The 18,135-nt window shown below is 72.2% G+C and carries 13 protein-coding genes and 1 pseudogene; 4 read left to right on the top strand and 10 right to left on the bottom strand.

Translation table 11 applies throughout. From position 1 onward, the window contains the following. Positions 1 to 238: 238 nt before the first annotated feature. From ACFYXM_RS32660 to ACFYXM_RS32615, 10 genes are all read right to left on the bottom strand, one after another. Complete coding sequence (locus tag ACFYXM_RS32660) at positions 239 to 1,039, bottom strand: hypothetical protein (RefSeq protein WP_389294882.1); 801 nt, start codon at positions 1,037 to 1,039, stop codon at positions 239 to 241. Next, positions 1,036 to 4,425, bottom strand: a complete 3,390-nt coding sequence (locus tag ACFYXM_RS32655; RefSeq protein ID WP_389294880.1) for a thiopeptide-type bacteriocin biosynthesis protein — start codon at positions 4,423 to 4,425, stop codon at positions 1,036 to 1,038. The genes ACFYXM_RS32660 and ACFYXM_RS32655 overlap by 4 nt, the downstream gene beginning before the upstream one ends. 18 nt (positions 4,426 to 4,443) lie before the next feature. Continuing rightward, a complete protein-coding gene (locus ACFYXM_RS32650) occupies positions 4,444 to 5,997 on the bottom strand; it encodes an MBL fold metallo-hydrolase (protein WP_389294878.1) in 1,554 nt (517 codons plus the stop codon). Next, positions 5,994 to 7,346 (bottom strand): TfuA-like protein, encoded by a 1,353-nt coding sequence (locus ACFYXM_RS32645; RefSeq protein ID WP_389294877.1) that lies wholly within the window; start codon positions 7,344 to 7,346, stop codon positions 5,994 to 5,996. The genes ACFYXM_RS32650 and ACFYXM_RS32645 overlap by 4 nt, the downstream gene beginning before the upstream one ends. Further along, entirely contained in the window at positions 7,343 to 8,662 is a 1,320-nt protein-coding gene (locus ACFYXM_RS32640; protein WP_389294876.1) for a YcaO-like family protein, read from the bottom strand. Before ACFYXM_RS32640 ends, ACFYXM_RS32645 begins: the two co-directional genes overlap by 4 nt. Continuing rightward, complete coding sequence (locus ACFYXM_RS32635) at positions 8,659 to 10,770, bottom strand: B12-binding domain-containing radical SAM protein (protein ID WP_389294874.1); 2,112 nt, start codon at positions 10,768 to 10,770, stop codon at positions 8,659 to 8,661. The genes ACFYXM_RS32640 and ACFYXM_RS32635 overlap by 4 nt, the downstream gene beginning before the upstream one ends. Before the next feature lie 58 nt (positions 10,771 to 10,828). Next, a complete protein-coding gene (locus ACFYXM_RS32630) occupies positions 10,829 to 11,182 on the bottom strand; it encodes a hypothetical protein (protein WP_389294873.1) in 354 nt (117 codons plus the stop codon). 30 nt (positions 11,183 to 11,212) lie between these two features. Continuing rightward, positions 11,213 to 11,605: a transposase gene (locus ACFYXM_RS32625; RefSeq protein WP_389294871.1), complete on the bottom strand. Its 393-nt coding sequence runs from the start codon at positions 11,603 to 11,605 to the stop codon at positions 11,213 to 11,215. A 100-nt stretch (positions 11,606 to 11,705) separates the two neighbouring features. Continuing rightward, entirely contained in the window at positions 11,706 to 11,960 is a 255-nt protein-coding gene (locus tag ACFYXM_RS32620; RefSeq protein WP_389294869.1) for a hypothetical protein, read from the bottom strand. Continuing rightward, a complete protein-coding gene (locus ACFYXM_RS32615; RefSeq protein WP_389294867.1) occupies positions 11,950 to 12,873 on the bottom strand; it encodes an FAD-dependent monooxygenase in 924 nt (307 codons plus the stop codon). The genes ACFYXM_RS32620 and ACFYXM_RS32615 overlap by 11 nt, the downstream gene beginning before the upstream one ends. 295 nt (positions 12,874 to 13,168) lie before the next feature. Between ACFYXM_RS32615 and ACFYXM_RS32610 the strand changes: the two genes are divergently transcribed. The 4 genes and pseudogenes from ACFYXM_RS32610 to ACFYXM_RS32595 all read left to right on the top strand — a co-directional run bounded on the left by ACFYXM_RS32610 (position 13,169) and on the right by ACFYXM_RS32595 (position 17,963). Beyond that, positions 13,169 to 14,710 carry a protein kinase gene (locus ACFYXM_RS32610; protein WP_389294865.1) on the top strand — a complete coding sequence of 514 codons (1,542 nt, stop codon included), beginning with the start codon at positions 13,169 to 13,171 and terminating at the stop codon, positions 14,708 to 14,710. Between the two features lie 417 nt (positions 14,711 to 15,127). Further along, positions 15,128 to 15,697 (top strand): hypothetical protein, encoded by a 570-nt coding sequence (locus ACFYXM_RS32605; protein ID WP_389294864.1) that lies wholly within the window; start codon positions 15,128 to 15,130, stop codon positions 15,695 to 15,697. Between the two features lie 117 nt (positions 15,698 to 15,814). Next, a pseudogene (locus ACFYXM_RS32600) lies at positions 15,815 to 16,196 on the top strand (IS5/IS1182 family transposase); the annotation flags it as partial. Positions 16,197 to 16,481: 285 nt separating this feature from the next. Continuing rightward, positions 16,482 to 17,963 carry a hypothetical protein gene (locus ACFYXM_RS32595; RefSeq protein ID WP_389294862.1) on the top strand — a complete coding sequence of 494 codons (1,482 nt, stop codon included), beginning with the start codon at positions 16,482 to 16,484 and terminating at the stop codon, positions 17,961 to 17,963. The last annotated feature ends 172 nt before the right edge of the window (positions 17,964 to 18,135 follow it).

Raw genomic sequence — 18,135 nt, 5'->3', positions numbered from 1 at the left:
GCGGGCTCCCGACGCCCTGCGACTCCGCCTCCCGCGTCGTCGTCGGTCACCGACGCTCCTTCCCCGAGCTCTCAGCTGCTTTCGAGCAGGGGAGACCCCATCCTCCTCCCTCCGCCGCCTCGGATTCGAAGCCGCACGACGCCGCTCGCCGATCCACTCCCTATTGCTCCCCAGGCCGTAAGTCTCTTGAGACGTAGAGGGCCTGTGCGAGGCGGCCGGCCTCCCGGCCCCGCCGGCGTCACCTCCGCGGAAACGCGAGCAGAGCTGCCGTCTCCGCGCGGCGCCCCGCGTCCGTACCGCCGAGGCGGACGGCCTGGATGTGGCAGAGCCTGGCGACCACCGGCGTCCACACGTCCTCGGCCGGGACGCCGACCATACGGGCGACGCAGGAGGACCAGGTGCGCAGGCCCACCGCGAGGCCGGCGGGCAGGCCGGGGCCGGGAAGCCGGGAGAAGGCCGAAGCGGCGGGCGGCGGTGAGGGCAGGGGAGCGCCGGAAGCACGGTGGCCGGCGGTGGCTTCGAGCCACGCCAGGTGCCAGTCGGCCGCAGCGGACCGATGGCGCTCCGGAACCAGCCAGGAGTACAGGCTCGTCACTTCTCCGGCGATCACGTCCTGCGGCGCGTACCCGCTCGGGTCACCGGAGCCGGACGTCAGGACACCGTGCGCACGGTCGCTGGTCGCCGCCAGCAGATCGCCCCAGACGAGAGGCGGGCGGCCGTGGGGGAACAGGCCAGGGCTGCACACCGCCGCACAGGAGCGGGGCTGCGCGGCGGTGACGAGCCCGCGCCGCAAGGCGCCGGTGATCCAGTCCAGTTGGGCGTCGAGGGGTTCGGTGACGGGGACGGCGAACTCCATCGAGGCACCCCCGTCGAGCAGGTCGGCCCAGAACCACGGGGTTCGCGCCGCACCGGCGACCAGGACCAGCAGCCGCCCCCGCGCGGACGCCGACGCGCACCGGACCCGCCAGGCGTGCCAGTCGGGCCGGTCGGGCCGGTTCGGCCGGTCGGGCCTGGTCTGCCGGGGGCGGGAAGGCGTCACGCGGTCCCGCTCCCTCGCACCTGTGAGCCGTACTCCTGTCGGCAGGCGGAGTCCTCGTACGGGGACAGTCCGGCCCGCACCACCGGAAGGAGACGCTCGGGCGTGAGCGCCCACCGGTTCCAGTGGAAGAGCACCAGCGCCGTCGCCCAGGCCCGTACGGGGAAGCCCTGGGCGCGCCGGAGCAGGGCGGCGGCGTCGCCCGTGCGTGCCGCCCACCGCCGAGCACGGACCAGGTGGGTGTCGGCCACCGCGTCACCGGTGACCGGTACGCGCCCCGTCAGGAGCGAGCCCGCCACGGCGGGGTCCAGGTACGGCGGGCCGTCGGGTGCGACGTGGGGGCCGAGGGCCGTGCGCAGGGCATGGTCGAGGCGCAGCCAGAGGTCCCGGAGCTCGTCCGCGTCCTCGGCGATCCTGGACAGCAGCGTCTGCGCGGTGACAAGGCCCACCAAGGGGACGAGCGAGGTCTCTCCGCCGCCCGGGCAGGTGTTCCACGACAGGGCGAGGCGGCTGTCGGCCGCGCAGTGGGTGTGTGCCAGATCGAGGCCGGCCGGTCCGCCGAAGCGATACGTCTCGGGTTCGTACACGCCGGTCGTCCGCAGCCCCGGGAGCCGGGCGGGCGGCGTCGCGTCCGCCGTCGCGCGGCGCAGCGAGCCGGGGTCCGGGGACTCCAGCCGCAGCCGGATCCCCGGAGGCTTGTGCAGGAACCACCAGCGGGAGACGAGCCCTTCGTCCCGCAACCGCGCGACTCCGTCCCTCAGCCGGGACCACCCGGCCCGGTCGGTCGGCAGATCGCAGTCGCACTGCACCCAGGGTTCGCCGGTGGCCCGCAGGCTCTCCGGCCCGCGCAGCGCGATGTACGGATCGAGCACGGGCCGCTTGCCCGCGCCGGGGCAGTGCCCGGCGGGCGCGTCGGACGTACTCCATGCCACGGCGGCCTCCCACAGGTGTTCGCGTCGCTCGCCGTCGACCAGCCGGCGCCGGGGGTCCTTCCGGCCGGACACAGGGGTGATGACCAGCGGTCCGGGGTCCGCCTGGGACACCAGGGGGACGAGGGCGTCCAGGGCCAGGGGGCTCGACGGCGGCAGGGCCAAGGGAGTGGCGGCGGGGTGCTCCGGGCGGACCTGCACCAGGGCGGGCAGCCCCATGTCCCGTACTGCCTGTCTCCAGGCGAGGTAGCGGGCCGGACCGGAGAGGCGGACCAGCCCGTCCACCGCCGCCGGGGGAACGGTCCAGCGGCGGGTGCCGATGCGGATGCCGCCGTGTGTCCTGACCTCGGGGTGGTGCCGCCAGACCTCGCGTTCGGCCGGCAGTGCCGGCAGCCCCAGCGACAGCCATTCCCAGCCGTGGCTCATGGCGGCTGTCCACAGCAGATGGCTGAGCGGATCCCGGTGACCCGTCTCGGCCGCCGCGTTGTAGACCGGCATCAGGCGCCGGGACGGCTCCCGGGCGTCCACGCACCAGACGCGGCCGTCGTCGTCCACCGTGAGCAGCCACCGGTCGGCCGAGGCCCGCCCGGCGGCCGTCAGGTCGAGCCGCGCGCCGGTCAGGTCGGGGCGGACGGCCGTGCCCGGCTCGGCGCAGTCGCGGCCGACGACCTCCACCGCCCGGCCGAGCAGGGCCGCGCGGAACGCCGCCCGGTCCGCCGCTCCCGGCCGGTGCCGGGCATGGAAGACGGCGGGCTGGGGGCGTCCCCACAGGAAGGCCAGGTGCCCTCTGCCGTCCGCGGTGAGCACGGCCGCGCCCTGCCCGCCGCCCGTCGGGCGGGCAGTCGCGGCGAGCGTGTGCACAGGGCGGCGCCGGTCGGCGAGCAGACGTTCCTCCCACAGATCGCAGTCCTCCTGCACTCCCAGGGCGGTGAAGGGCCGCGGGCCGAACCGCAGGTCGAGGACGCCGGGCCGGGTGTCCGGGCTGTCCGCGGTAGCGGGCCGCGCGCCGGGGTGGTGCCGTGCGGCCTGTACGGCGTCCCAGCGGCGCATCGATTCCCCGAGCGGTACGGGTGGCAGGCCCGCGAGCGCCTCGGCCAGTTCCCCGACCGACGCGTGCCGGTACCGTTCGGCGGTCGCGTCGGCCCCCGCGTTCGCCAGCGCCCCGGCGATCGTCTCCTCGGCGGCGCGGTCGTCGGCGGCCGTCCAGGAGAGGCGGAACGCGGCTCCCGGCTCCCAGTCGACGGTGACGACCGTGCCTTCCGGCGCCGGGACGTCCGCGAACGCGAACAGCCTGGCTGCCTCCCTGTCACAGGCCCGCACCTGCTCGCGCACCCGCCGCGGGGACCACTCGGCCAGGCCGAGCGCCAACTCCTCGCACAGCGCCCGGATCCGCTTCACCGACAGCGCCCACATCTCCGCGTCTTCGGCCCCGAGTCCGGGGGTGACGGCCTCCAGGGCCTGCCACACGTCCTCGGCGGTGCCGGGGAGTCCCGCGCACGGCTGGAGGAGCCCGCGCGCCACCAGGGCCCGCAGGACACGTTCGAGCGCCGGCCGCGCCGCGGTGTCGTCCCCGGCCAGAGCGGCGAGCAGGTCCCCGGGGTCGACGCTCCGGCCGCCGTCGCAGGCGGTCAGGACGGCGTCCATCAGCGGCTGTCCCCCGATGCGGCTCCACACCGGGCCTTCCGGCCCGAACGACAGCCACCACCAGGCGTCCCCCTCCCGGTGGACGCTCGGGTCGCGGCGCAGCCGGCCCCGCAGGGGGTCCCGGTGGGCGAGTGTCTCGGCGGCGGCGCGGAAGGGGGCCAGGCGTACCCCGACCTCGTAACGGATCCTTTCCGGGCGTTCTGTGCGGTGCGGGTGGACCACGCCGGACCACAGGCCCTGCGGTGTCGGGCGGGCGCAGGCCCGGCTCAAAAGCCGCCAGAGGGTGTGCTCCAGCCGTCTGCGTCTGGCCGGGCCGCCGTCGTCGCGCCGCGACCGTTCCAAGGCGTCGTGGACGGCGGGGTTGCCCACCGCCAGGGCGGTACGGAACCGGTCGGAGCGGGCGATCCGCAGCAGCAGGGCGCGCTGCCGGCCGTCCTCGGCCGCCCAGGCAACGGCGAACTCCTCGGTCAGGGCGGCCAGGTGCCGCCGCTGCTCCAGGTCGTCCCGGATCCGCCGGCCCACGTCGCCGTGGGCGTCCAGGAGCGTCGCCACCGACGCGTCGCACCGTACGGGCTCCGGGCCGGCGTGCAGGGCGCGGCGCAGAGCCAGCACGGCGCGGCGTTCGCGCCGGGGCAGAGCGGGCACCACCGGGAAGAGGGCGTCGGTGAGTTCACCGCTGCGGGCGGTGATCGCCTCGCGCAGCGCGAGGAGTTGGTCGGCCCGGCGGGCGAGAGCGTCGGCGGCGAAGGATTCGAGCAGGTCGATCGGCCAGGCCGCGACTCGCAGAACCGGCGCGCCGATCACCTTCACGTCCATGTCCCGGCCCGTCCGCGGTCAGGGGACATCCGCCGGCTCCGGTACCCCCTCCGGCCAGGGCCAGCTGTGGCCGGGCACCCGCACCAGGCGGCGCCGGCCGCGCACCTGCGCCAGGGAGTCGCCGGGGCGCAGAAGGCACACCTCCACGCCGGTGGAGCTCACCTGACCGTCGAGCAGCGACGAGCGACACCGCGCTGTCCGCGCCACGCACTCGGGGAACGGGTCGATTCCCGCGATCTCCTCGCCGTGCCCGTCCAGCCGCGGTCCCAGACCCAGGTTCCAGTGCCACGGCGCTCCGCCGTCGGCGTACGGCACGACGGTTCGCGCGCCCCAGCGCTCGGCCAGGTCCAGCGCACCGTCCGCGTCGGTCATCAACTGCATGCGGCAGGCCCACAGTTCCGGAGGCACGAAGGGCAGATAGCGGGCGATGGAGGAGAACAGCAACTGGACCGGGTACATGCGCCAGCCGCGGTAGCCGGCGAAGAGCAGGTCGGGATCGCCCAGCCGGGCGCGCGCCTCCAGGGCCACATCCCGCATGTCCCCGCGGTCGTCGCGCCCCGCGTCGGCCAGGAAGACGGAGCGGGAGCGCGGGGTCTCGACCAGATAGGTGTTGCCGACGTTGGTGACCTCCGGGTGCAGCCGCTTGGCGTCGGTGGGCTGTTCCCCGTAGAAGGGCAGGGCGGTCACCGTGATGTCGCCGACCTGCCAGGACGTGTGCCAGGCGAGCGGTACGACCGTGGTGAAGCCGAGCTCGGTCAGGCGCAGGGCCAGGTCGGCGGTCAGGATGCTCTCCCGTTCGACCACCGGGACGACGACGGGTGTGTCGGGCGGCAGCCGGAGCAGCGACGCGGGGTCGAAGTGGTCCGGGTGACTGTGCGTCAGCAGGACCGCGTCGACACGGCCGAGGTCGGCAGGCTGCATCGGCTGATAGGTCTCCGGGTAGATGGCGCGGCGGGCGGGGAGCCAGGGATCCACCACCACCCGGGCCTGGCGTCCTTGTACCAGGGCGGTGTTGTGGCCGCAGAAGGTGACGTCCGCCTCCTCCAGTTCCGGGGCGCGGCGGCCGGGTGGCACCGCGGCGAGCAGGCTCTGTTCGCGCAGGCCGGTCAGCAGGGTGCGCATGTCGGGGTGCAGCTCCCGGACGGCCGCCTCGGTCAGGCCGTCGTTGCTCAGATCCGCGATCAGCGCGTGGGCCGGCGCCCAGTGGCTGTCCGGCAGGCGGAGCCGGACGAGTGCCTCGCCGTCCGCCAGGTCCTCGCGGCCCAGCGTGAGCAGGCGCGGCCGGGCCAGCGCGGGGTCGGGGTGGCGGACGTCCTCGTGCAGGTACCAGCCGCCGTCCGCCGATGCGTCGGCGACCGCCCGGAACGCCTGCCCCCGCACCACCTCGGCCAGCAGCCCGGGGGCCGCCGAGACCAGCGAGGCGTGGCCGTGGGCTTCGGCGTGCTCGGTGAGGGGCGCGTACAGCCGACGCGCCGCGAGTTCCGGATTCCCCGTGACCGGGCTGCCGAAGCGTGTCCGGTCCTCGTAGGTGACGTTGATGCTCACATCGGCACGCAGCCACGTCCGCGTCATACGTTCTCCTTCAGACTCCGGTACACCGCTTCGCGGGCCAGCACCCGTCGGAAGGCGTCCTCGTCGCGGTGGCCGGCGGTCTTGGCCCACCGGTCGACATGGGACGGGACGGGGATGCCGTGGCGGTCGAACCACTCCTGATACAGCTCGCGCGTGCCGCCTCCGGCTGCTTCGGCCGAGGGGTTCTCCAGGCCGGCCGCGGCGAGCGTGCGCTGCTTGTCCTCGGCCCTCGCCGCCAGTCGGCCGAAGCGGCCTGTGGCCCGGAGCTGGTCGGGCAGGTGGGCGAGGACGTCGGCCCCGGCACGCGCGGCGACCAGCGTGGCCGCCGCGTCGGTCCTGGCCATGGCGTTGAATCCGTCCAGGTCGAGGTGGTTGTGCGCCAGCCAGGCGTCGAAGGCCGCCTGGTCGGTCAGGCCGAGGGCGGTGCACAGGTCGTTGGCATGCTCGCGTACTGCCGTGGTGTCGGGCCGCACCGCGCAGCGTTCCGCCTCGGCGGAGGCGAGGGTGCGGACGAGGGCCCCGCGGTAGACGTCGGTGAAGTCCTCCGGATCCAGGAGCAGTTCCTCCAGGATCAGGTGCATCGTGAGCGCGCCGTGGTCGCCGGTGACGGGGGCCGGGCCGGCGCTCCGTACGAGGTCGTCCCACCACAGGGTGTGCTGGAAGGTCCAGGGGACACCGACGGGTTCCGGCGGGTGGGTGCGCAGCAGGTCCAACAGCGCCAGGGCGTCCTGCCGCTTCTGGTCCACCCTGCCGTGCGGAAGCCAGGCGCGCAGAGCGGCGGCGCTGTCGGCGAGGCCCCGCGCGCTCGCCTCTTTGAGGAGGGCGGACCAGGAGCGCTCGGGGTAGAAGCGCTGTTTGGCGAGCGCTGTGAGGGTGTCGGCGTCGTCGTCGCCGATGACTCCTTCGCCTGCCGCCGCCTCCAGGGTGCGGCGGATGTTGACCATCGCCTCGGACGCCGCCCGGTAGCCGAGAGCCTGCTCGGTGTGCGCCACCGCGACCTCGTCGTCGTCGGTGAGCGTGCCGGCGGCGAACTGCTCGAAGATCCAGCCGACCCCGACCATGCCGAAGGCCCGCAGCTCCGCGGCCCGCAGCGCTCCCATGCTGGAGGCGCCGTAGACGGGGATGCCCTCGTGCAGGGCCCAGAGGACCTCCTTGTGCCACACCGAGGGGACCCGCTCGAAGTAGCCGTCCACGACGGCCAGGGCCCGCGGCCGTTCCCTGGCCGCGCGGTACACGTCCCCCTGCGCGGCGGGCGGCAGCACGACGGCGTCCGGGAGGGTGTCGGTGACGGTCCGGGCTGCCAGCGTGGGCCCCACGAAGACGCAGATGGCGCCCCTCAGCCCGCTCATCGGGCGCTCCCTTCGCTGTCGCAGGCGTGGCCGGAGGCGACGGGAGGCGGGCCGGCGACACCGCCGCGCAGTGCCCGGGCCCGTGGCCCGGGCACCCAGCCGTCCAGCATGCTCGCCGACTCCAGCCCGGGAATCACCACCCGCACGACCGGAATGCGCAGATGTGGCAGGGTCAGGTCGACGGCGAGGACCTGAGTGATGCCGGCGTTCTTGAGCCGTTCCAGCAGCCAGGCCAGGTCCGCGTCGAAAGTGTCGGCGTCGAAGCCGGGACCGGAGTCGAAGGACCGGGCGGGCGTCCCTCGCAGCAGCGCCCGCTCCCGGGCCAGCACATCGGGGTTGCGCACCCGGTCGTAGTCGTCGCGGGCCACGTCCTCCCTGGACCCGGCGGTGATGGTGAGCCGGCTCTGCGCCGCCTCGGTCAGCGCCCGCAGCAGCGCCACCGTACGCACCGGATGACAGCCCATGCCCGCCGCCGAGTGCATGCGGCGGAAGAGGTCGTCGCCCTCGGTGATGACGCAGAAGAAGGAGGGCACACCGATGTCGGCGGTCGTCGTCTCCCACACCGCCACGTCCACGCCGGCCCGCTCGTACAGGTCCAGCACGGTCCGTGCGTCCGGGTCCCTCACGGTCGCCAGGTCGACGCGGGTGGCGGCGGCCGCGTCCGGGTCCAGCAGGTGCCACAGGGTGGTGGCGTCGCGCTCGACCACCTCGCAGATGCCGTGGATCACGGCCTCGATCACATGGTTGCCCGAGGCCAGGCCGTTGGACGAGGCCAGGAAGCAGCCGGCGCCGGTGGGCCGGGGCAGTGTGAAGCGGGTGTGGACCAGTTCGTACGGCACCCAGGTCGGGGTCTGCCCGAGCAGGTCCCAGCTCTCCGTCCACAGCAGGTCCAGATGCGGATGGAACCCCGAGCCGGCGTCGGCGGGCAGCGCGGTGACATCGGCCAGGGTGTGGCTCCAGCGCAGTTCCTCGTACGTGGCCAGCTTCACGGGCGCGGCGATCCGCTCGGCGTGCCAGGCCTCGACGGACTCCATGACCGCAGAGGCCCGCGCGGCGGGCAGGTCGACGCCCTTGCCCTGTGAGACCGACAGCGAACGGGAGTTGGGCCGACTGACCACGACGACCGGGATGCCGATGTGGTCGAGTCCGGTGACGTCCGCCACGCGGGTGATGCCCATCATGTCGAAGAGGGGGCTCACGCGGCGGACGGTGTCCTCCGGGCGGACGCAGCGGTGGGTCCCGCCCTTGAAGAGCTTGGGGACGGCGGCCGAGCCCGCAGCGAGCAGGTCCCGCAGGGCGGCGTTGGCGTCGCTCACGCGGCGGCTCCGATCCGGGTGCCGGCGGCCGGCACCAGCCACAGCACGCCGGCGGCCAGCATCTCGTCGATCATGCCGCGCAGTTCCTTGGCGATCACCGCGCGGTCGTGGGTGTCGCGGTCGCCGCCCGGAGCGACCTGGGAGGCGAGCGCGCTCAGCAGGTCGTCGACCCGGCACGGTTCGGCGGGCCGGGCGAGCAACTGCAGCAACTGCCGCGGTGTGCGCACCCGTCCCGTGAACGACTCGGCGGCGAAGCCCTCGTCGGTGGGCCGGAAGCGCGTGCTGCGCGGCCACTCCAGCCGGAACAGCAGCGGGTCCCCGGGCGGCGGCAGGCACAGCTGCCAGGGGAACCGGTCGGTTCCGTAACGCTCGGCGTACAACATGGCGTACTCCTCGAAACTCGGCCACAGGTGCGCGGGGAACTGCCGGTGCACTGGGAAACGGGCCCGCAGGACGGCCTGGAAGTCGGCGATGAGCTGCTGTGCCCGTTGTGTGGACAGCCCCCCGGTCGATGTCCACGACCGCACCGACAGCGGGAAGTCGGCACCGGCCAGTTCCTCCGCGTCCATCTCGATGCCGAAGCGGTCCGCCTGCTCGAAGTAGTCGGTCCGCAGGTCGAGGCTGAAGCCGTGCACGTCGAAGCTGTGCCGGGGGTCGGCGAGCACGTCGGCGTGATCGAGAAGGAAGGACAGCGTCTGCTGTGCGTCCTGCTCGGTCTCCTGGGGGAACCCCACCATGCTGAACAGGTGCAGGCAGATCCCGGCCTCGTGCACCGTGCGCAGGACCTGCGAGGCGACAGGCAGGCGGACGCCCTTGACCATGTGGTCGAGCATGCGCTGGGAGCCCGACTCCAGGCCGAAGAACAGCTTGCGCACCCCCATGGCGGCCAGGCGTTCGCACGTGGCGGCGTCGAAGCCGGGCTCCAGCCGGGCGTAGCCGACCAGCGACACGTCCAGGTCCCGTTCGGCCAGGGCCTCGCCCAGTCTGAGGAGGAAGCGGGGGGACAGCGCCTCGTCGGTGATCTCGTAGTGCCGACAGCCGTGGCGTTCCGTCAGCCGGGCGATGTCCTCGGCCACGACGGCGGGCGGGCGGGTGCGGTAGGGCCGCGGGGCGACCCGGTTGATGTGCGGGATGTCGCAGAACCGGCACTTGTTGAAGTAGCAGCCCTTGCCGGTGAGGATCGGCAGGACCGGAACAGGGGTGAGATAGCGGTCCAGGGGAAGGCCTTCGAAGTCGGGGGTCGGCAGGGCCGCCACGTCCTCGGCCACCACCCGCCCCGCCACCGGGGCCCCGGACGCGTCGAGCGCGACGGTGTTCGGCACGCCGGCCAGGTCCCGGCCGTCCGCGAGGCGTTCCAGGACACCCAGCAGGGCGGTCTCCCCTTCGTATGGCACCAGCGCGTCGCAGAACAGCGTGAAGAAACGGGGCCGCCGCAGGAGCGCCGATGCGAACTTCGCGTAGACGGTGCCGCCGATCACGACCGTGTGGCCCGCGCTCTTGCACCGCCGCGCGAGCGTCAGACCCGGAATGACCTGCTGGTGGTTGAGGATGGAGATGCCGACCAGGTCCGGACGGACGGCTTCCAGATCGGCGAGGATCCCGTGCGACCAGTGGTCCTCGAAGACGTTGACCGCAGGGTCGGCGGTCGCACGGTCCAGGTCCGGCAGCCGGGCCGGGTCGATGGCGTCGACCGCGTAGGTCACAGGCGCGATGTCCCAGTCCACACCGTGGGCGGCCCCCACCATGCGCAGTCCGTGGGACAGCGCCTCACGCGCTTCGGCGAGAGCCAGCGGATGGTAGAAGGCCACAGGGTCGCGCAGCGTGTCGGCGGCTCCCGGGGCGAGTTCCAGCGTCCGTTCGGCCATGGCCAGGACCCGGTCGAGCCGGTCCCGCTCGCCGACCGGGACCCGTCGGGACCGGCGGTCGCGACAGACCCCGGCCGCTCGCTCCAGCGCGGCGGGGCGCAGCAGCGCGTCGACCGCCTCCACGTCGAGGTCCCGCTGGGTCACCTCGACGCCGTTGCGGCGCAGGCGGGACGTGAGGGATGGAAGGGCCAGGTGCGGGCTGCGGGGGTCGGCTGCTGGCGGGAACAGGAGTACTGCGTGCACGAGGGCGGTCTCCGGGGGCCGAACGACAGGAGGGAGGGCGGTGGGAGCGGTGGCCCGGTCAGCGCGAGACCGTGCTCGGATTGACCCTGAACTTGGCCAGGCCCATCGTGCCCGGGCACATGACCGTCCCCGAGGCCTTCCAGTTCACGTCCTCGGCCAGGTCGGCCCGCTGGAAGGGGCCCACGAACGACTGCGCCTGGGCCGCCTTGCCCGTGCCCATCCGGAAGCCGTTGCCCGTGACCTCCTCGCCGCCGGCCACCTGCACCGCGTCGAGCAGATTCGCACAGAACTGCGCCATATCGGGCTCGGTCACCTTGCAGGCATCCAGCATCTCGTCGCGCAGGAAATAGAGCGACCCGTCCTCGCCGCGGATGATCGTGCCGCCTTCGTCGTTGCTGTTGTAGTCGGCCATTTCGTGTCCTTCCTGGTCGGCGGGTCCGTCTCACGGACCCTCCACGTGTGAACACCTCCATGTATTCCACGGACACGGGTCCGTTTTACGGGGCGGTTCGGGTGAAAGGGAGACTCGGACCCGACAGCCAGGCGCTGGCCGGCTTTGTCGTGGCCGGTTTCGCGTTGGCGAACCAGAGCCGGGCGTTCGCGGCAGCACTGGTACTGGGCCTGCTCCACATCGGGGTCTTCGCGGCCGACCTCGGCAAGGTCTTCCCATGCATGCCCCCACCAACGGCCCCTTCTTCACCCAGCCCCGCAGGGACTCCGAACTGACCCCGAGCTCCCGGGCGACCGCGGCCACCGTCCGTCCCGACGACCGCACGAGTTCGATCGCGTCCCGCTTGCACTCCTCCGAGTACCACTTCGTGTCATTACTTCCCACCTGGCACTGCTTCCTCTGGGCTCTCACGTCCCAGTCTCCAGGTGTCCACGATCAAGGGGGAAGGTTCACCCTCACTGCCTGTACCGGCGCGCCGAACGCGTCAGGCGGAAGCGAAGAGGCGCCGGCCGTCCGCCGTCCCGAGTGATGACTGGTTGGCCAGGCCAATCCCGGCGCGCGACAGAGCAGCCAGGCGAAGGAGCCGTTCCTGTTCCCAGTCCGCAAGCCGCCCGCCCGGCTCGTCCTGGCCAGGTGTCCATCCGCGCAGAGCCGCCGCGAGCCCGGCCGCGTCGGCGAAGGCCTTGGAGGTTCCGGAGGCGGTGTGGGGACGGACCGTTCCGGCAGCGTCACCGATCAAGGCCACGTGGTCGGCGACCATCCGGTGGGGCGGAAGGTCGAAGACGGGCTGCATGAAGACGTCGGAGCGCCGTACGAGCTCCGCGAACTGCGGTGGAAGCGATGCGTCCGCCGTCGCGTCGAGTTCCGCCGCCGTATCCGGCAGCATTTCTCCGGGTGGCAGGAAAGCCGTGTACGGCTTCCCGGACCGGCTCGCGAGCAGCCTCGGCAGGTCGCGGCTCCGGCACGTTCATGTACCACACCCAGTTCACCCGCCTGGAGCCTTCCGTCAGCTCGCCTTCCGGCCCCGGCACGAGGTAGCACAGCATCTGCATGCCGTCCGAGCCGAAGAATGTGAACCGGCCCGTCAGGAGCTCCAGCAGATCCCCGGGCAGGGCCGCTTCCGGCTCCAGGCCCCGCCAGGCCACGTAGCCGGCGTACGAGGGGCGCGCGGCGCCACCGAGCAGTCGGCGCGTCGCCGAGCCGATACCGTCGGCGCCCACCAGGAAGTGGCCCTGCGTCGTGTACCCGTCCGCGAACCCGGCTGTGACCACGGAGCCCTCCACCCGGACCTGTCTCAAGGCACTGTCCAGGCGATAGCAGACGCCGGCAAGGGGTTCCCGCAGCGCCCGGTAGAGGGTGTCCCACGCGGTCATCAGTTGAGGGGCCTCGTACCGGGTGGCCCTGCCGTGGAGGTGAAGCTGTTGGCGCTCCCACAGCTCGACGCTCACCGCTCGCACCGACATGTGCAGACGAGCGAACAGTGCCTCCACCTCGGGCTGCATGACGACCCCGGCGCCGCGGGCCTCCATCCTGCCCGCGGAACGCTCGTACACAGCGGCCTCGACACCCACGGCCCGCATCTCATGGGCCGCCGCGAGGCCCCCGACAGACCCTCCGACGATCACAATCCTGACCGCCTTGCTCGGCTGCATCGGATGCCTTCCTGCCGTCGGCCTCGGTGGCGCGGGCCCTTCCATGCTCGCCCTGTCGTGCGAGACCTGCACCCGCACTCCCTCTCGCCGAATTCCACCGACCGGTACCGCGTTTCTCGGATCGTCGGCGGATCGCACGGGCATCGATGTGCGAGAGGAACGGACGACTGCCCGGCCCGGCTGCCGTCCGTGGGCCGACCCGTTCCAGACCGTGAGTCAGCAGCCTCGCGACTTCCTCACAGCAGCTGTTCCGTGAACTTGATCAAGAATTGACTCAGTCCCTACTCTGTGGCGCATGGGCGCAGGTGGACATCTGATAGATGGACGCTTCCGGCTGATCGAGCAGCTGGGAAGTGGCGGAATGGGCACGGTGTGGCGGGCGAGCGACACCGTGCTGCACCGGGAAGTCGCACTCAAGGCTGTGCGGTCGGACGCAGAGGCGTCGGATGTATCGCGTGAGCGTGTTCTGCGCGAGGCACGGGCGCTGGCCCGGCTCAACCACCCCAACGTCGTGACCATCCACCACATCGTGGATGCAGATCCGCACCCATGGCTGGTGATGGAGCTGGTTTCCGGCCACTCCCTCCAGGAACGGCTCTCGGCGGGCCCGATGACGTGCGCGGAGGCGGCCCGCATGGGCCGACAGGTGTTGTCCGCGCTCAAGGCCGCCCATATGGCAGGCATACACCACCGGGACGTCAAACCCGCCAATGTTCTGCTGCGCCTCGACGGAACCGCCGTGCTCACCGACTTCGGAATCGCAGGGCTGCGGGGCTCTACCTCGCTGACAGCAACCCACGAACTTGTCGGCTCACCCGAGTACATCGCTCCTGAGCGCATTCGCGGCCACGACGACGATCCCGCGTCCGACCTGTGGTCGCTCGGCCTGGTGCTGTACGTGAGCGTGGAGGGTGTCAGCCCGATGCGGCGTGCTACGACGCTTGCCACCCTCGCCGCAGTGCTCGACGAACCAGTGCCGCCGCCGGTGCGCTCCGGCCCACTTGCCCCCGTACTCCAAGCGCTGTTGGTACGCGACCCGGCGGCCCGCCCGAACGCGGAACAACTGGACGCAATGCTGGCGCAGGTGGAGGCCGCCTCGGCGCCCCACTGGGCACAGCCGACGGTCACCGCTTCGGTGCCACCATCTGTTTCCCTCGGGCATCCACCCACTCAGCTGGACAGCCCAAGGCCTGCCCCCGTGTCGGAGCGACAATGGAACCGAAAGCCGGTCGTCATCGCCGTGATCGCTGCAGCGTTGGTGGCCACAGCGTCGACCGCACTGGTGCTCCTGCCTCGCGGTCCGGAAGACGGCGAGGCGAGCAGGAAAGTGGGCATTCCGCCGAGCACGACGTCCTCCCAATCTCCAGCCACCGCACCGAGCCGCCCGCCCAGGCAGACTCCCAGCGCAACGCCGGACCCGACGGCAGATGCGACAGCGGAGGCGACGGCGGACCCTACAGTTGATAAGCCGCAATCGACCGCCCCGGCCGAACAACCTCCCCTGCCCAGCGGCCGCTGGATCGCCCAGCTCCACTCCGAGCCCATCAGCGCGGGCGTCGCGGCGCGTGGTCAACGGCTCGCCGCGGTTCGGCGGTCGGTGCCCGAAGCGGAGGTTCTCCGCAGCGACGACTATCCGTCGTTGCGCCCGGGATACTGGGTGTTCTATGCCCCAGGCCCTTTCACCGATGGGCGCTCCGCACTCGCCTTCTGTGCCGAGCGCGGCAGAACCACGGCCAACGCGTGCATCGGCCGCTACCTGAGCACCAATTCGGCCGACGACGCCCTCCAGTGCCGCCCTCCCGCCGGCCGGCCGACCGGCCGCTGCTCCCGTTTCTAGTGCCGCGACCGGCAAGGTTTGCCCGGAAGGAGCGTCGACCGGTGCGTGCGATCGCAAGGCGGCCGGAAGCCCTCGGATGGGGCCTCCCCTGCTCGAACGAAGCTGAGAGCTTGGGGAAGTGCTGGGCGGCGCGACGGGGCAAACGTTGCCTGATGCGGCACTAGTTGTCGGGATCGTCCGCGTGCGCCCGGTACGGTCCGGGCTCCGGCCCCGTACCGGGAACGGGACGGGGCGCCGACTGCCCCCTCGCTCCGGCTGCGTCGGCGTCCCGTCTTGTCCTCGGGTCGGGCGCGGTGCCTGCTCCCTGTGCCCGCAGTCTTCGGCTCAGAAGTCGCGCAGACGGGTGCGGAGGCTGGTGTTGGCCATGCACGACAACGGCACAACGACGGTACGGTCCGCCGCCCGGCAGTTGATAGCGTGATCGTCGTGACAGAACTGGAAGAGCTGGTCCTGACCCCCGGCGAGCGGGCCCGGGGGGTTCAAGTCGACGGTGTGATGTTCACGATGGACTGGGCCGGTGAGGATTACCCGGGCCAGCTGGCTGCGTTCGTGGCTGGTCGGGTACGGGCCTTCGGGGCGGAGCCGACAGACGTCGACACCAACGCCGTCTACCACGCGGCCGAGACCGACCCGACTCTGCGCCGCGGTGATTTGCCGGTCCGTCAGCTCGATCATCTGTCCGGTGTGCTGGCAGATCTCGGCTGCACGCTCGTGGTGTGGGACAACGGCACCGACACCTACGAGGTACTGGTCGCGCTGACCGATGAGCGTGAGCCGACCGGGTTGATGCACCAGGGCCTCCCGGTGCGGGCCTGGGGCTCGGAACCCGAAGAGACCCTGGTCAGCCTGGACTGTCCGAACTGCTCGCAGATGCTGGTCTGGCAATTGCCGGCGGACCAGACCCTGGCCGACGAGCGCTGCGACTGTGGAGCCGCGCTGTTCGACGCCACTGGCCGCCCGCTGCCCAATGTCACTCTCCACGACTGAGTCGCTCAGCGCCCTCCGGCCCCGACTCCTCCTCCGCGATGTGCCGCTCATCGCATGCGGCGCCCACTGACCCGCACGAACCGCACCTGCCCGCCTTCAGGTCACAGCGATCTGCACCCAGCACTTCACAGCGAACAGGCCCTGAAACTCCCGGGCATGACGGACGATCACGGCATTCCGCCGGGCCGCGTCCTGGCCGGAGCCAACCGCCACGACTCCCCGCTGCTCACCCCGGCTCCGGACCGCCTGGACGACCTCGACCCGCTGCCCGACAACATCACCGTCCACCCGGACGCCGGCTCCGACTCCGACTCCGACTCCGACTCCGACTCCGACTCCGACAAGACTCGCGCCCTGCTGGATGAACGCGGCCTGCACGGTCGAATCCGCACGCGAGGGCGGGAACGCGCCCATCCAGGCAAGCCAGAGGTGGCATGTGGAGCGCACCCACGCCTGGCAGAACACCTTCCACCGCCTCGCCCGCTCCTCCTCACGCCAACACCCAGACCCTCCTTATCCACTCGCCTCACTACGCCAGGAAACGAACCGGCGGCGCCCGGAGCGACTCCCACTCGCATCCACCTGAGCATCGGCGTAGCGGAACAGCCTCGTCACCGTAGCGCTCCACAGCCTTTTGGCCCCTCAGCGCCGATGCTCAGCCTGCGCGACTGGAAGACGGCTACCGGCACCGCGCCGACGGCCGCCGCTCCTTCCAGCAGGATCTGCTTGTTTCCCTGGGGAAACCACGCCGGAATCACCTTTGTTGATGAGTACGGTGCAGTACATGCAAACCACCACCGGGGCGGGTCAGGAACAGCGCGGGCACGTCCTCCTCATCGCGGGTGACACCGCCATACGACGGCGCGCCGTACAGGTCGAGCCCAGCGCCAACCTCGCAGCCCTGTCGATGGTGCCCGTGCCCGTGCTGCTCGCCAGCAACGTGCCCGCCGACACCACGTACCTCGACGGCGTCAAGGACCAGCAGGCCCTGCTGATGAAACTGCGCAGCGCCGCCGCCACGCCGGGCCCGCTGCTCGTCTACCTCTCCGGCCGGCTCACCCTCGCCCGCCGCGACCACCAGCTCTACCTCGCACTGACGCACACCACGGCATCCACCATCCGCTACACCGCACTGCCCTGGGAATGGTTGGGGACCGAGCTGCGCCACCGCCCCGCAGGACTGACGACCGTCCTGGTCGACCTCGCCGCGGACAAGCACGCATGGCCCCACCTCCAGGAGCCCGGGGCTCTCGCCACTCCCCCGGCCGCCGAGGTCTACGGAGTGATCACCCCTCCCGGCTACGCCGGCAGCAACGGCGTGAGCACCTACACACGAGGGTTCGTCGAGCAACTGCGTCTCACCCCCGACCGGCCCCCGAACGCCCAGCTGCACGCACAGACCGTCGGCTCCGTGGCGCTCCCACCCGGTGCCCTGGTCCTCCCGCACATCCCGGAGATCAGCGCCCCGCAGACCGAACCCCGGCATCCAAGGACGAACCTGCCGCTACTCGCGGACGACCAGCAGCAGGAGCCGGGCGAGGCGATGCCCGGCCTCGACCGGCACCCGGCCCAGCCCGCGCCCGGCTCCCCATTCCTGTTCCAAAGCTCGCCGCCGCAGCCTGCTGCGCCCAGCCCGGGCCCCGTGCCACAGTCGCTCCTGCCCCAGCAGTCCCAGCCGACCGCGCCCGTGCCGCCGGCGTCCCGGCCCGGTCACGACGACGTCGACCAGCAGGGGCAGCGTGCGGAACCCGCTGCCCCGGTACGGGCTCCGCACCCCGTGCCCGTGGCGGCCTCGGCTCCCGCAACGCAGCACGTTCCGGCGGTCCAGCAGCCGGTTGCGCCACTCCGGACCGACCCACGTCCGTACATCCACGCACTGGCCGAGCAGCACCGGTATCCCGAGGCGATACAACTGGCCCAACTGTGGGAGCAGCATGCCCTGACCACCTACGGTGTCACCTCTCCTCAGGCCATCCAGTGGACCGAGATCCGCGCGGACCTCGCGAAGATGCAGGGCAATTGGGTACTGGCCACCCACTTGTGGATCGCTGCCTGCCGGACCCGCCTCGCCCACCAGTCGCCCGACGCCCCGCAGGTCATCGCCGCGGTGAAGAGCGCCCACTACTGCTGGACGCAGATCAGAGACCCGAGGCAGGCCCGCGAGTGCGGCCCCGAGCTGATCGGCCTGCTGCGCACCCTGCCGACGCTCGACCACCGACACCTGAACGTGGCACGACAGCGCCTGGAGATCCTGCACAGCAGCTGACGCACGACGACGAGGGGCAGACGACGTCATGGCGTCGAACCGAGCCCGGAGGATTTCTACGGGTCCGCCACACCTTTGAAGCCGGGCCCGAGTCCCGCCGTCGACGGCGGGGCACGGTGGTCGACCGGGAGGTGAGCACGGCCACCACGGCTCGCGCGGACTGCGGGGCGAG

Source organism: Streptomyces sp. NPDC002476 (assembly GCF_042889785.1).
Classification (GTDB): Bacteria; Actinomycetota; Actinomycetes; order Streptomycetales; family Streptomycetaceae; genus Streptomyces.
The sequence above is the reverse complement of the archived record's forward strand: the minus strand, read 5'-3'. Positions and strand labels throughout refer to the sequence as shown.

What these genes read in the sequence shown, in the direction of transcription:
- ACFYXM_RS32655 (WP_389294880.1), bottom strand. Translation starts at nt 4,425, where the DNA reads ATGGACGTGAAGGTGATCGGCGCGCCGGTTCTGCGAGTCGCGGCCTGG.
- ACFYXM_RS32650 (WP_389294878.1), bottom strand. Translation starts at nt 5,997, where the DNA reads ATGACGCGGACGTGGCTGCGTGCCGATGTGAGCATCAACGTCACCTAC.
- ACFYXM_RS32645 (WP_389294877.1), bottom strand. Translation starts at nt 7,346, where the DNA reads ATGAGCGGGCTGAGGGGCGCCATCTGCGTCTTCGTGGGGCCCACGCTG.
- ACFYXM_RS32630 (WP_389294873.1), bottom strand. Translation starts at nt 11,182, where the DNA reads ATGGCCGACTACAACAGCAACGACGAAGGCGGCACGATCATCCGCGGC.
- ACFYXM_RS32615 (WP_389294867.1), bottom strand. Translation starts at nt 12,873, where the DNA reads ATGCAGCCGAGCAAGGCGGTCAGGATTGTGATCGTCGGAGGGTCTGTC.
- ACFYXM_RS32610 (WP_389294865.1), top strand. Translation starts at nt 13,169, where the DNA reads ATGGGCGCAGGTGGACATCTGATAGATGGACGCTTCCGGCTGATCGAG.
- ACFYXM_RS32595 (WP_389294862.1), top strand. Translation starts at nt 16,482, where the DNA reads ATGCAAACCACCACCGGGGCGGGTCAGGAACAGCGCGGGCACGTCCTC.